Genomic DNA, 12,820 nt, shown 5'->3' with positions numbered 1-12,820 from the left:
ACGCTGCAACCCTGCTAACAGCTTGTTCTGCATGATCGGCATGGCGGCTGCGGGACCGTATCCGATACGTTCGGATTGTGAAAATTGCAGAACACGTACCTTCCATCGGACGATTTTGTTCCGGAGGTTCGTTGGTTGCGACCAAAAAGATGCACGACGCAGATATTTGTCGCGCCAGCGTACGCCACCGTACGCGTGCATCCGATCGGCGGAACGGCGGCGTAGCTGCGACGTCAAACCCGATACAGATAACAATGGGAGGTTGCCGGTGACTGACAGTAGCGAAATGGTCGAAATGTTCGACAAGCGGGCGCTGCGGCGGGAGGATCGTCGTGATTTCTTCCGTAGCTTTGGCGTTGCCGCGGCGGTGGCGGGCGGCGCGATGATCGCGACGAAATCGTCGCCGTTGATCGCGCAAACCGCGCCGGCGATCACCGATGCCGATATTCTGAACTTCGCGCTCAACCTCGAATATCTCGAGGCGCAATTCTATCTCTATGCCGCGACCGGTTCGGGTCTGCCCAATGATCTGTTGACCGGCACCGGCACGCAGGGCGCGGTCAGCGGTGGCCGGCAAGTCATCTTCACCGATCCGGTGGTGGCTGCCTACGCGCAGGAAATCGCCGCCGATGAAGTCGAGCATGTCCGGTTCCTGCGGACTGCGCTGGGCAGTTCTACCGTCGCCCAGCCGGCGATCGACATCGGATCGACGCCGACCGGCGCGTTTTCGACCGCGGCGCGTGCGGCTGGCCTGATCGGCCCCGGCGCTACCAGCTTCGATCCCTATGCCAACGACGAGAATTTCCTGCTCGGCGCGTTCATCTTCGAGGATGTCGGCGTCACCGCGTACAAGGGCGCATCGCCGCTGATCACCAGCAAGGTGTTCCTCGAAGCTGCGGCCGGGCTGCTTGCGGTCGAGGCGTATCATGCCGCATTGGTGCGCACCGTGCTGTACGCCAAGGGGATCGAGACCCCGAGCGCGATGCTGATCCAGGCGACCGAAGCGATTTCGGGCGCGCGCGACAGCCTCGATGGAACCACCGATCTTGACCAGGGCGTCGCCAATATCGGCAACGCTTCGAACATCGTCCCGCTCGACGAAAACGGCCTCGCCTACAGCCGCAGCGCGGGCCAGGTGCTCAACATCGTGTACCTCAACAACATGATGACCGACCGCGGCGGGTTCTATCCCGCAGGCATGAACGGCACCATCCGCACCAGCGCCGCGAACTGAGAAGAAGGGAGGATACGACATGAACGATCAGAACCTGCTCCTCGACGTATTGGCGGCGGGCGAAGCCCGGCGCGAGAGCCGTCGGGCGATGCTCAAGATGGCGGGCACCGCCGGGCTCGCGGTTGCCGGGGCATCGATGCTCGCGGCCTGCGACGACAGCGGCGACTTTCCGGGCAATCCGCCGCCGGCCCCCGCGCCGACGCCTACCCCGACCCCGACACCCGCCGCGATCACCGACGGCGATGTGCTCAACTTCGCGCTGAACCTCGAATATCTCGAAGCGCAATTTTACCTGTTCGCGGCGACTGGCGCTGGGCTCCCCAACGACGCGTTGACGGGTGCGGGAACGCAAGGCGCGGTTACCGGTGGGCGTCAGGTGAATTTCACCGACCCGCTGGTGGCGGCCTATGCGCGCGAAATCGCCAATGACGAGCGTCAGCATGTGCTGTTCCTGCGCAGCGCGCTCGGCGCGGCGCGGGTGGCGCAGCCCGCTATCGACATCGGATCGGCTGCGAACGGCGCGTTTTCCAACGCCGCGCGCGCTGCCGGGTTGGTGGGTGCGGGGGTCGCGTTCGACCCTTATGCGAACGACGAGAACTTCCTGCTCGCCGCCTATATCTTCGAGGATGTCGGGGTCACCGCGTACAAGGGCGCATCGCCCTTGCTGACCAACAAGACCTTCCTCGAGGCAGCGGCAGGGTTGCTCGCGGCCGAGGCCTATCATGCCGGTCTCGTTCGCACCGTGCTCTATCGCAAGGGCATCGCCACCCCGGCGTTGATCGAGGCGACCGAATCGATCTCGACCGCGCGCGACAGCCTCGACGGGGCGACCGATCTCGATCAGGGCGTCCGCGCGACCACCAGCAACGGCGTCACGCGATCGAACATCGTCCCCACCGACGCCAGCGGCCTGGCCTATAGCCGCTCGGCAGGGCAGGTGCTCAACATCGTCTACCTCAACCGCATGGCGGTAACCGCGGGCGGGTTCTTCCCCGCGGGCGTCAACGGCACGATCCGGAGCAGCGCTGCAAGCTGACCCGATCGCCGCCGCGCGGCCTCCCCCCTTGCAGCGCGGCGCCCTATGGCCGCTCGACCCGCGAAAGTCGGTCGGGCGGCCATTTTCTTGTCGCGCCGGGTGCGTTAGGGGGTGCGCACACGACCTGCGGAACCCACGCAGGCAGAACGATCGCTTCGCTCCTGAACCGAGCGCGCGATCGCGACAGACAGACGTCAGGAGATGAGATGCGGATCATTGATCATGTGATCGCGGGCGGTGCCGGCGGCACCTCGGCGCGTACCGGCGACGTGTTCGACCCCAATACCGGCCAGGTGCAGGCGCGGGTGAACCTCGGCACCCAGGCGACGCTCGACGCGGCGATCGCGGCGGCACAAGCGGCGCAACCCGGCTGGGCGGCAACCAACCCCCAGCGCCGCGCGCGCGTGATGTTCCAGTTCAAGGCGCTGGTCGAGGCGCATATCGACGAGCTGGCGCACCTGCTGTCGTCCGAACACGGCAAGGTGATCGCCGATTCGAAGGGCGACATCCAGCGCGGGCTCGAGGTGATCGAATTCGCCTGCGGCATCCCGCACGTGCTCAAGGGCGAATATACCCAAGGCGCGGGGCCGGGGATCGACGTCTATTCGATGCGCCAGCCATTGGGCATCGGCGCGGGCATCACCCCGTTCAACTTTCCCGCGATGATCCCGCTGTGGATGAGCGGCGTCGCGATCGCGTGCGGCAATGCGTTCCTGCTCAAGCCCAGCGAGCGCGATCCATCGGTGCCGGTGCGGCTGGCCGAACTGATGCTCGAGGCCGGCCTGCCCGAGGGCATCCTGCAGGTGGTGCATGGCGACAAGGAGATGGTCGACGCGATCCTCGACCACCCGGCGATCAGCGCGGTGAGCTTCGTGGGCTCATCCGACATCGCGCATTATGTCTATCGGCGCGGCGTCGATGCGGGCAAGCGGGTCCAGGCGATGGGCGGCGCCAAGAACCACGGCATCGTCATGCCCGATGCCGATCTCGACCAGGTGGTGAACGACTTGTCGGGCGCGGCCTTCGGCTCGGCGGGCGAGCGCTGCATGGCGCTGCCGGTGGTGGTGCCGGTGGGCGAGAAGACCGCCGATGCCTTGCGCGAAAAGCTGCTGCCCGCGATCGCCGCGTTGCGCATCGGTGTCTCGACCGACAACGACGCGCATTACGGTCCGGTCGTGAACGCAGCGCACCAGCAGCGCGTCGAAAACTGGATCCAGACCGGCGTCGACGAAGGCGCCGAACTAGTCGTCGACGGGCGCGGCTTCAAATTGCAGGGGCATGAACAGGGCTTCTTCATCGGCCCCAGCCTGTTCGACCATGTCACCCCCGACATGCAGGCGTATAAGGAGGAAATCTTCGGCCCGGTGCTCCAGATCGTCCGCGCCCCCGATTTCGAGACCGCGCTTCGGCTGCCGAGCGAGCATCAATACGGCAACGGTGTCGCGATCTTCACCCGCAACGGTCACGCCGCACGCGAATTCGCCGCGCGGGTGAATGTCGGGATGGTCGGCATCAACGTGCCGATCCCGGTGCCGGTGGCCTATCACAGCTTCGGCGGCTGGAAACGCAGCGCGTTCGGCGACACCAACCAGCACGGCATGGAAGGCGTCCGCTTCTGGACCAAGGTGAAGACGATCACCCAGCGCTGGCCCGATGGCGGGGTGGGCGATGCGGCCAATGCGTTCGTCATCCCGACGATGGGGTGAGCAATGGCGGTGCTTAAGTCCGTCATCCCGGACCTGATCCGGGATCCAGGGTCCCGGGCGGCGTCGCCTGCGGCCCTGGGTCCTGACTTTCCTCAGGATGACGGTGGAGTGGCCGATTCGCTGCCGTTTACCGTCGTCATCCCGGACTTGATCCGGGATCTGCTGATGGATGCGCCCGAGCAGGTTCGACGTGACGCCGGTGTAGATCGTGCCGTTGCGCTGGCTGGCGACGATGTAGACCGCGGGGATTTTCGCCATCTCCGATCCCCCATCGTCATCCCGGACCTGATCCGGGATCCAGAGCCTCGGGCGATATCCTGCGTGGCCCTGGGTGTCGGATCAAGTCCGGCATGACGAATACATGATGAAGACCGAAGCGACCATTCACCCGGTCGCGGCAAAGGAATCGTAATGAACCAGTTCGACCTTACCGACGACCAGCGCGAGATCCAGGAGCTCGCGCGGAAATTCACCGCCGACCGGATCACGCCGTTCGCCGCCGAATGGGACGAAAAACACATCTTCCCGCGCGAGACGATCAAGGCCGCAGCCGAATTGGGCTTCGCGGCGATCTACGTCAGCGAGGAAGGCGGCGGCATCGGGCTCGGGCGGCTCGAGGCGGCGTTGATCATGGAGGCGATGGCCTATGGCTGCCCCTCGACCAGCGCGTTCATCAGCATCCACAACATGGCCGCCTGGATGCTCGATCGCTTCGGTAGCCAGGATCTCAAGGATCGCTACCTCTCGAAGCTGACGACGATGGACTGGATCGCGTCTTATGCGCTGACCGAACCGTCTTCGGGCTCCGACGCTGCGGCGCTGAAGACGCGGGCGGTGAAGGATGGCGACCACTACGTCGTCAACGGCAGCAAGCAGTTCATCTCGGGCGCGGGCGAGAACGAGCTGTATCTGGTGATGGTCCGCACCGGCGAAGATGGGCCGAAGGGCATTTCCTGCCTGGCGATCGAAAAGGACATGGCCGGCGTCAGCTTCGGTGCGAACGAGAAGAAGCTCGGCTGGCATTCGCAGCCGACGCGGCAGCTGATCCTCGAGGATGTGCGCGTGCCGTTGGCCAATCTGGTCGGCGGCGAGGGCGAGGGCTTCCGCATCGCGATGATGGGGCTCGACGGCGGGCGGCTGAACATCGGCGCGTGCTCGCTCGGCGGAGCGCAGCGATGCCTCGACGAGAGCATCGCCTATACCAAGGATCGCCAGCAATTCGGCCAGCCGATCGCCGAGTTCCAGAACACCCAGTTCATGCTCGCCGACATGGCGACCGATCTCGAAGCGGCAAGGGCGCTGTTGTACGTCGCGGCGGCCAAGGTGACCGCCAATGCCCCCGACAAGACACGCTTCGCCGCGATGGCGAAACGGCTCGCCACCGACAATGGATCGAAGATCGTCAACGATGCGCTGCAACTGCATGGCGGCTATGGCTATCTGCAGGACTACCCGATCGAGCGCTTCTGGCGTGACCTGCGCGTGCATTCGATCCTCGAGGGGACCAACCAGGTGATGCGGATGATCGTCGGCCGCGATCTGGTGCGGCAGGGCTAAATTCCCTCTCCCGCAGGCGGGAGAGGGTTGCGAAGACCTGGTCGTGCTACTTCAGCACGGCCTAGTCGAAGCTGGGTGAGGGTGGTGCGGTCGCGCTTGCGACCGCGCGGCGCAAGTGCGCCGCTCGACCCCTCACCAACCTGCGCTAGCCAGCAAGCTGGCAAGCTGCGGTATCCTCTCCCCTATCCAGGGGAGAGGGAAATTAAGGAGCAGGCGTGGAAGACGTTCTCATCACCACCGAAGGCCGAATCGGTCGCATCCGGCTCAACCGGCCCAAGGCGATCCACGCGCTGACGCACCCGATGTGCGATGCGATCATCGCCGCGCTCGACGCCTGGGTCGAGGAGCCCGCGGTCGAAGCGATCCTGATCGACCACGCCGAGGGCCGCGGCTTTTGCGCCGGCGGCGACATCCGCATGATCGCCGACAGCGGCGCCAAGGACGGCGTCGACGCGCGCGCCTTCTTCCGCGCCGAATATACCATGAACCACCGGCTGTTCACCTACGCCAAGCCGATCGTCGCGTTCATGGACGGGGTCACGATGGGCGGCGGCGTCGGCCTGTCGCAGCCTGCGAAGTTCCGCGTCGCGACGCAGAACACCAAGCTGGCGATGCCCGAGACCGGGATCGGGCTGTTCCCCGATGTCGGCGGCGGCTGGTATCTGTCGCGGCTGCCGGGGCGGATCGGCCAGTATCTGGCGCTCACCGGCGCGCGGATCGACGGCGGCGAATGCCTCGCGCTGGGGCTGGTGACGCATTTCGTGGCGGCAGAGGCGCTCGAAGGCGTTAAGCAGCGGATCGCGCAGGACCCGCAGGCGATCGAGGCGATCCTGGACGAGGCATCGACCCCCGCGCCCGAAGCGCGTATCTTGGAACAGCGCGACGCGATCGACCGGCTGTTCGCCAGCGATCGGCTCGAGGACATCTATGCCGCGCTGCGCGAGGATGGCGGCGAATGGGCGATGCAGACGCTCGCCACGCTCGATACCAAATCGCCGCAGACGATGAAGGTCAGCCTCAAGCTGCTGCTCGATGGCCGCACGATGCCGACCTTCGAGGACGAAATGCGGCAGGAATTCGCGGTGGCGAGCCATGTCGTCCAGCGCCACGACTTCATCGAAGGCGTGCGCGCGGTGATCATCGACAAGGACAACGCCCCGCGCTGGCAACCCGCCACGCCCGAGGAGGTCACCGGTCACCTAATCGACCAGATTTTTGCGCCGCTGCCCGCCGATGACGAATGGAATCCGGCCTGAATATCGTCATGCCGGACTCGATCCGGCATCCATGCGACCCATCAGCCGCACCCCCGACGCCGAGGTCCCGCATGGACCCCGGATCAAGTCCGGGATGACGAAGGAGAAGAGTGCGATGAACTACGAAACCATCCTGGTCGAACAGCGCGGCGCGGTGACGCTGGTCACGCTCAACCGGCCCAAGGCGCTCAACGCGCTCAACGGCCGGGTGCTGAGCGAATTGCTCCACGCGATGGCCGCGTTCGATGCCGATCCCTCGCAGGGCTGCGCGGTGCTCACCGGCAGCGAAAAGGCGTTCGCCGCGGGGGCCGACATCAAGGAGATGCAGGCGCAGGGCTTTGCCGACATGTACGGCCATGACTTCTTCGCCGGCTGGGATGCCTTCACCCGCACGCGCAAGCCGGTGATCGCCGCGGTCGCGGGTTATGCGCTGGGCGGCGGCTGCGAGGTGGCGATGATGTGCGACTTCATCCTCGCCGCCGACACCGCCAGGTTCGGCCAGCCCGAGATCAAGCTGGCGGTCTCCCCCGGCATGGGTGGATCGCAGCGGCTCGCGCGCGCGGTGGGCAAGGCCAAGGCGATGGAAATGTGCCTGACCGGGCGAATGATCGATGCCGAGGAGGCCGAGCGCGCCGGGCTGGTCAGCCGGATCGTCCCCGCCGCCGATCTGGTCGAGGAAGCGATAAAGACCGCCGCGACGATCGCGGGCATGGCGCCGCTGGCGGTAAAGGCGAACAAGGAAATGGTGAACGCCGCGTTCGACATGGGGCTGAGCCAAGGGGTGCAGTTCGAACGGCGGCTGTTCCACGGGCTGTTCGGGACGCAGGATCAGAAGGAAGGCATGGCAGCGTTCGTCGAGAAGCGCGCCGGGGTATGGACTGGGAAGTGACGCAGCCTCCCTCGCCCCTGCTTGCAGGGGAGAGGGTTGCGCAGACTTGGTTCGCGTCCTTCACGCGGACCTAGTCGAAGCTGGGTGAGGGGTGGGCGCTTGCCTTCGCAAGCGCGCGAGCCAACGGCTCGCCCGACCCCTCACCAACCTGCGCTAGCCAGCAAGCTGGCAAGCTGCGGTATCCTCTCCCCTGTCCAGGGGAGAGGGGAGATAGAGTAGGAGAGCAACATGGCACGCATCGCATTCATCGGCCTGGGCAACATGGGCGGCGGCATGGCCGCGAACCTGGCCAAGGCCGGCCACGACGTCCGCGCGTTCGACCTGTCGGCCGACGCACTCGCGCGCGCCAAGGACGCCGGCTGCCTGCCCGCCGACTCCGCCGCGATCGCCTGTGCCGAGGCCGAGGCGGTGATCACGATGCTGCCCGCGGGCAGCCATGTCGAGGCGGTCTATACCACCGACGTATTCGCCGCCGCACCGCCCAGCGCGATCCTGATCGACTGTTCGACGATCGACGTCGAAACCGCGCGCCGCGTTGCCGAGGCGGCGGCGGTGAAGGGGCTGACGATGGTCGATGCGCCGGTGTCGGGCGGGATCGCCGCCGCCAATGCGGGCACGCTCACCTTCATGGCGGGCGGCAGCGAGGAAGCGTTCCGCCGCGCCGAACCGTTCCTGGCGGATATGGGCAAGACGGTGATCCATGCCGGGCCGGTGGGTGCCGGACAGGCGGCGAAGATCTGCAACAACATGCTGCTCGGCGCGACGATGGTCGCGACCGGCGAGGCGTTCGTGCTGGCGCAGAGACTCGGGCTCGACCTCCAGACCTTCTACGACATCGCCAGCGTGTCGTCGGGGCAGAGCTGGTCGATGACGAGCTATTGCCCGGTTCCCGGTGTAGGCCCCGAAACCCCTGCCGATCGCGACTGGCAGGGCGGGTTCGCCGCAGCGCTTCAGCTCAAGGACCTCCGGTTGGCGATGCAGGCCGCGGCGAGCGTCTCGGCCGACACCCCGATGGGCGCGCGCGCGGCGGAGATGTACCAGCGCTTCGTCGACGAAGGCGGCGCGGCGACCGATTTTTCGGGGATCATCAAGATGCTGGGGTTGGCGGTCCCACCCAAGCAGTGACCTCTCGATTCCGTTCGCCCTGAGCTTGTCGAAGGGCGCACCCGCCTGCCGGGCGGTGCGCGGTCGGAAGCGTGGGCCGGACTTCGACAGGCTCAGCCCGAACGGAGGGAGGTATGTGAATCGCACATCGGCGCGCTATGGTGTTCGCACACGTCCACCCCGAAAGCCGCCGATGCCCCTGTTGCGTATCCTTGCCGCCCTGTTGATGCTCGCGCTCGCGATGCCGGCGTTCGCGCAAATTCCGGGCACTGCGCCGCACATCGCGATCGAATTGGTGCCCGAAACCGCCACCCCTGCGCCCGGCGGCGAGGTGACGCTGGCGTTCGTCTCGACCCCCGAGCCCGGCTGGCACGGCTATTGGCGCAACCCGGGCGATGCCGGCATCGAGACCAAGCTTGATTGGACGCTGCCCGCCGGCGTCACCGCGGGGCCGCTGCAATATCCGGTGCCGCAGCGGCTGCTGATCGCGGGGCTGATGAACTATGTCTATGAAGGCCGCTTCACCCAGTTCGTCACGCTGAAGCTCCCCGCCGATGCCGCGCCGGGCACGGCGATGCCGGTGCGGGTCAAGGCCGATTATCTGGTCTGCACCAACGAGATTTGCGTGCCCGAAAGCCAGACGCTCGAAACCACGCTCACCGTCGGCGATGGCGCGATCGCCCCCGAGATGCGCGCGCGGTTCGACGAATGGCGCGCGGGCCTGCCCAAGCCACTCGGGTCGCAGGCGACCTTCGCGGTGGCCGACGGCATGTTCCGCCTCGCGGTGCCGTTCCCCGCCGAAGCCGCCGCGACCGACCCCTATTTCTTCCCGCTGACCGCCAATGCGCTCAACTACGCCGCGCCGCAGACGGTGCGCCGCGACGGCGACCTCCTGATCATCGAAACCACAGCGCCGGGCGCGGGTCCGCAGGCGGTCGAGGGGGTGTTGTCGATCGGCGAGGGCAAGGGCTTCGCGGTTTCTGGGGTGCCGGGTGCAGTCGCGGCGGGGCAGGCGGCGGCGACGCTCGATGTCGCCACCGCGCTGCTGGCGTTCGCGGGGGCACTGCTCGGCGGGCTGATCCTCAACATCATGCCCTGCGTCTTCCCGATCCTCAGCCTCAAGGCACTCAGCCTCGCGCGCGCCGGCGGCGATGAGCGCAGCGCGCGTGGCGAGGCGCTCGCCTATACCGCCGGCGTAGTGCTGGTGTGTCTGGCGCTCGGCGGCATCCTCCTCGGCCTGCGCGCGGCGGGGGCTAGCGTCGGCTGGGCGTTCCAGTTGCAGGATCCGCGCGTCATTCTGTTCCTGTTGCTGCTGGTCACCGCGATTGCGCTGAACCTGGCGGGGCTGTTCGAGGTCGGCGCGCCCGGCATCGCCAACCGGATGAGCGCGAAGGGGACGGGCAGCGCCTTCCTCACCGGCGCGCTCGCCGCCTTCGTCGCGACGCCGTGTACCGGGCCGTTCATGGGCGCGGCGCTGGGAGCTGCGCTGGTGCTGCCGTGGTGGATGGGAATGCTGGTGTTCGCCGGGCTGGGACTTGGCCTAGCGCTGCCCTTCTTGCTGCTGGGCTTCGTCCCCGCGCTTCGCCGGCGTCTGCCCAAGCCCGGCGCGTGGATGGCGACCTTCCGCCACATCCTGTCGGTGCCGATGTTCCTTACCGCGCTCGCGCTCGCCTGGGTGCTGGGGCGGCAAGCCGGGGTCGATGGCATGACGCTCGGCCTCGCGGCGGCGCTGGTGCTGGCGCTGGCATTGTGGTGGACCGGGCGGCGGCAGCTTGGCGGCAAGGCGCTGCAATGGGCACCCGCCGGGGTCGCGCTCGCGATCGGGCTGGTCGCGGTCGCCAGCGTTGAACGCAGCGCCGCCCAAACGCCGCGGGTCGCCGCGCTGGGGGCCGAACCCTTCAGCGAAGCGACGCTCGACCGGCTGCGAGCCGAGGGGCGGCCGGTCTTCGCCTATTTCACCGCCGACTGGTGCGTGACGTGCAAGGTCAACGAAAAGGCGGCGATCGAGACCGCGGGTGTCGCCAAGGCGTTCGGCGACGGCAAGGTCAGCGTGCTGGTGGGCGACTGGACCGATGGCGATCCGGCGCTGGGGCGCTTCATCGAACGGCATAACCGCGCGGGGGTGCCGCTGTACCTCTGGTACGCGCCGGGCGCCGCTTCGCCGGTCGTGCTGCCGCAGCTGCTGACCCCGGCGATGTTGACCGAGTTGCCGGTAAACCCGGCCTAATTCCTCCCCGGTACGGGGAGGGGGACCGTGCGAAGCATGGTGGAGGGGGGCCAACCCCGGGCGACACCGTTCTTGGCGGCCCCCTCCACCGCTTCGCGGTCCCCCTCCCCCTGAAGGGGGAGGATTATGGAGGCCCAACGGCCTTGTGCGGCGCAGCGTTCGCGGGCAGCATGCAACCAATCGTCGGCACGATGCTTTTGAGGTCGAATGGAAGATAACCGCGCGTTCGACGAAATCTGGGGGAAGGGCGGGCCGCAGGCGCCGCGGCCCGAATTCGCGGCCCTGGCCGCCTGGATCAACGAAACCCCGCGCGAAGAGCTTCAGCGCCGCACCGAAGCCGCGGAGAACACCTTCCGCCAGCTCGGCATCACCTTCGCGGTCTATGGCGATCGCGACGCCAGCGAACGCATCATCCCCTTCGACATCGTGCCGCGCGTCTTCCTCGCCGACGAATGGGCGCGGCTCAGCCAGGGGCTGATCCAGCGCGTCGAGGCGATCAACGCCTTTCTCGACGACATTTACGGCGAGCGCCGCATCCTCGCCGAGGGCGTGCTCCCCGCCGAGCTGGTGCTGGGCAACGCGCAGTTCCGCCACGAAGTCGTCGGCATCCGCCCGCCGCACGGCGTCTTCGCGCATATCTGCGGGATCGATCTCGTCCGCACCGGCCCCGACGAATTCTACGTGCTTGAGGACAATGCCCGCACCCCTTCGGGCGTGTCGTACATGCTCGAAAACCGCGAGGCCATGATCCGGCTGTGCCCCGAGCTGTTCCGCTCGTTCCGCGTCGCCGCGGTCGACAGCTATCCCGACCGGCTGCACGAAACGATGCGATCGGTTGCGCCCGAGGGCAGCGGTCTGCGCCCGGTGTGCGTCGTGCTGACCCCAGGTCACTTCAACAGCGCCTATTACGAACACAGCTTCCTTGCCGACAGCATGGGGATCGAGCTGGTCGAGCCCGCCGATCTGGTGGTCGATGACGATGTCGTCTGGATGCAGACCATCGCCGGGCGAGTGAAGGTCGATGTGATCTATCGCCGGATCGACGATGACTATCTCGATCCTTTGGTGTTCCGCCCCGATTCGATGCTCGGCGTGCCTGGGCTGATGGCGGCGTATCGGGCGGGCAACGTCACGCTGATCAACGCGCCGGGCAACGGCATCGCCGATGACAAGGCGATCTACAGCTACATGCCCGAGATCGTGCGCTTCTATTCGGGCGGCGAGGCGAAGCTGCCCAATGTCGAAACCTATCGCTGCCGCGAGCCACAGGCGCTGAAATATGTCCTCGAACGCCTGCCCGAATTGGTGGTGAAGCTGGTCGACGGCTCGGGCGGCTATGGCATGCTTGTCGGCCCGACCGCGACCAAGGCCGAGATCGAGGCCTTCCGCGCCGCACTGATCGCCGAGCCGCACCGCTATATCGCGCAGCCGACGCTGGCGCTGTCGACCGTGCCGACGATGACCGAGGCGGGGCTTGCGCCGCGCCATGTCGATTTTCGCCCCTTCGTGCTGACCGGGCGTGACGGGGTGCAGGTGGTGCCCGGCGGGCTTACCCGCGTGGCGCTGCGCGAAGGTTCGCTGGTGGTCAATTCGTCGCAGGGCGGCGGGACCAAGGACAGCTTCGTGCTGATGCCCGAGGAACGCCGCCAGATGCAGGCGATGGGAGGCATGTTGCAGCGTCAGGAATTGGGATCATGAGCGGCATCCAGATCCTCCCCCGAACGGGGAGGGGGACCGCGAAGCGGTGGAGGGGGCTTTCCCCGAGCGCTTCCTCGGTGGCTACCCCCCTCCACTGCCTTCGGCGGTCCCCC

At 67.0% G+C, this 12,820-nt stretch carries 10 protein-coding genes; all 10 read left to right on the top strand.

Annotated elements, in window-relative coordinates; genetic code table 11:
* The first annotated feature begins 268 nt into the window (after positions 1-268).
* The 10 genes from NMP03_RS08115 (at position 269) to NMP03_RS08070 (ending at position 12,707) form a co-directional block, all read left to right on the top strand.
* Positions 269-1,234: a ferritin-like domain-containing protein gene (locus NMP03_RS08115; RefSeq protein ID WP_256504850.1), complete on the top strand. Its 966-nt coding sequence runs from the start codon at positions 269-271 to the stop codon at positions 1,232-1,234.
* Between the two features lie 19 nt (positions 1,235-1,253).
* On the top strand, positions 1,254-2,270 hold the full coding sequence (locus NMP03_RS08110; protein ID WP_256504849.1) for a ferritin-like domain-containing protein: 1,017 nt from the start codon (positions 1,254-1,256) through the stop codon (positions 2,268-2,270).
* A gap of 206 nt (positions 2,271-2,476) precedes the next feature.
* A complete protein-coding gene (locus tag NMP03_RS08105) occupies positions 2,477-3,976 on the top strand; it encodes a CoA-acylating methylmalonate-semialdehyde dehydrogenase (RefSeq protein WP_256504848.1) in 1,500 nt (499 codons plus the stop codon).
* A 108-nt stretch (positions 3,977-4,084) separates the two neighbouring features.
* Positions 4,085-4,330: a hypothetical protein gene (locus NMP03_RS16205; RefSeq protein ID WP_406697471.1), complete on the top strand. Its 246-nt coding sequence runs from the start codon at positions 4,085-4,087 to the stop codon at positions 4,328-4,330.
* Between the two features lie 57 nt (positions 4,331-4,387).
* Positions 4,388-5,533, top strand: a complete 1,146-nt coding sequence (locus tag NMP03_RS08095) for an acyl-CoA dehydrogenase family protein (RefSeq protein ID WP_256504847.1) — start codon at positions 4,388-4,390, stop codon at positions 5,531-5,533.
* A 215-nt stretch (positions 5,534-5,748) separates the two neighbouring features.
* Complete coding sequence (locus tag NMP03_RS08090) at positions 5,749-6,789, top strand: enoyl-CoA hydratase/isomerase family protein (protein WP_256507962.1); 1,041 nt, start codon at positions 5,749-5,751, stop codon at positions 6,787-6,789.
* 115 nt (positions 6,790-6,904) lie between these two features.
* On the top strand, positions 6,905-7,678 hold the full coding sequence (locus NMP03_RS08085; RefSeq protein ID WP_256507961.1) for an enoyl-CoA hydratase: 774 nt from the start codon (positions 6,905-6,907) through the stop codon (positions 7,676-7,678).
* A gap of 228 nt (positions 7,679-7,906) precedes the next feature.
* Entirely contained in the window at positions 7,907-8,803 is an 897-nt protein-coding gene (gene mmsB / locus NMP03_RS08080; protein WP_256507960.1) for a 3-hydroxyisobutyrate dehydrogenase, read from the top strand.
* Between the two features lie 172 nt (positions 8,804-8,975).
* Positions 8,976-11,009 (top strand): protein-disulfide reductase DsbD family protein, encoded by a 2,034-nt coding sequence (locus NMP03_RS08075; protein ID WP_256507959.1) that lies wholly within the window; start codon positions 8,976-8,978, stop codon positions 11,007-11,009.
* A 207-nt stretch (positions 11,010-11,216) separates the two neighbouring features.
* Complete coding sequence (locus tag NMP03_RS08070; RefSeq protein ID WP_256507958.1) at positions 11,217-12,707, top strand: circularly permuted type 2 ATP-grasp protein; 1,491 nt, start codon at positions 11,217-11,219, stop codon at positions 12,705-12,707.
* Positions 12,708-12,820 lie beyond the last annotated feature (113 nt).

The organism is Sphingomonas qomolangmaensis, from assembly GCF_024496245.1.
In the GTDB taxonomy this organism is placed as follows: domain Bacteria; phylum Pseudomonadota; class Alphaproteobacteria; order Sphingomonadales; family Sphingomonadaceae; genus Sphingomonas; species Sphingomonas qomolangmaensis.
Note: the sequence above shows the minus strand (reverse complement) of the source record. Positions and strands in the feature narration are given on the sequence as shown.

Coding starts and splice junctions, on each gene's coding strand:
- NMP03_RS08085 (WP_256507961.1), top strand. CDS start 6,905: ATGAACTACGAAACCATCCTGGTCGAACAGCGCGGCGCGGTGACGCTG.
- mmsB (WP_256507960.1), top strand. CDS start 7,907: ATGGCACGCATCGCATTCATCGGCCTGGGCAACATGGGCGGCGGCATG.
- NMP03_RS08110 (WP_256504849.1), top strand. CDS start 1,254: ATGAACGATCAGAACCTGCTCCTCGACGTATTGGCGGCGGGCGAAGCC.
- NMP03_RS08095 (WP_256504847.1), top strand. CDS start 4,388: ATGAACCAGTTCGACCTTACCGACGACCAGCGCGAGATCCAGGAGCTC.
- NMP03_RS08070 (WP_256507958.1), top strand. CDS start 11,217: ATGGAAGATAACCGCGCGTTCGACGAAATCTGGGGGAAGGGCGGGCCG.
- NMP03_RS08075 (WP_256507959.1), top strand. CDS start 8,976: ATGCCCCTGTTGCGTATCCTTGCCGCCCTGTTGATGCTCGCGCTCGCG.
- NMP03_RS08105 (WP_256504848.1), top strand. CDS start 2,477: ATGCGGATCATTGATCATGTGATCGCGGGCGGTGCCGGCGGCACCTCG.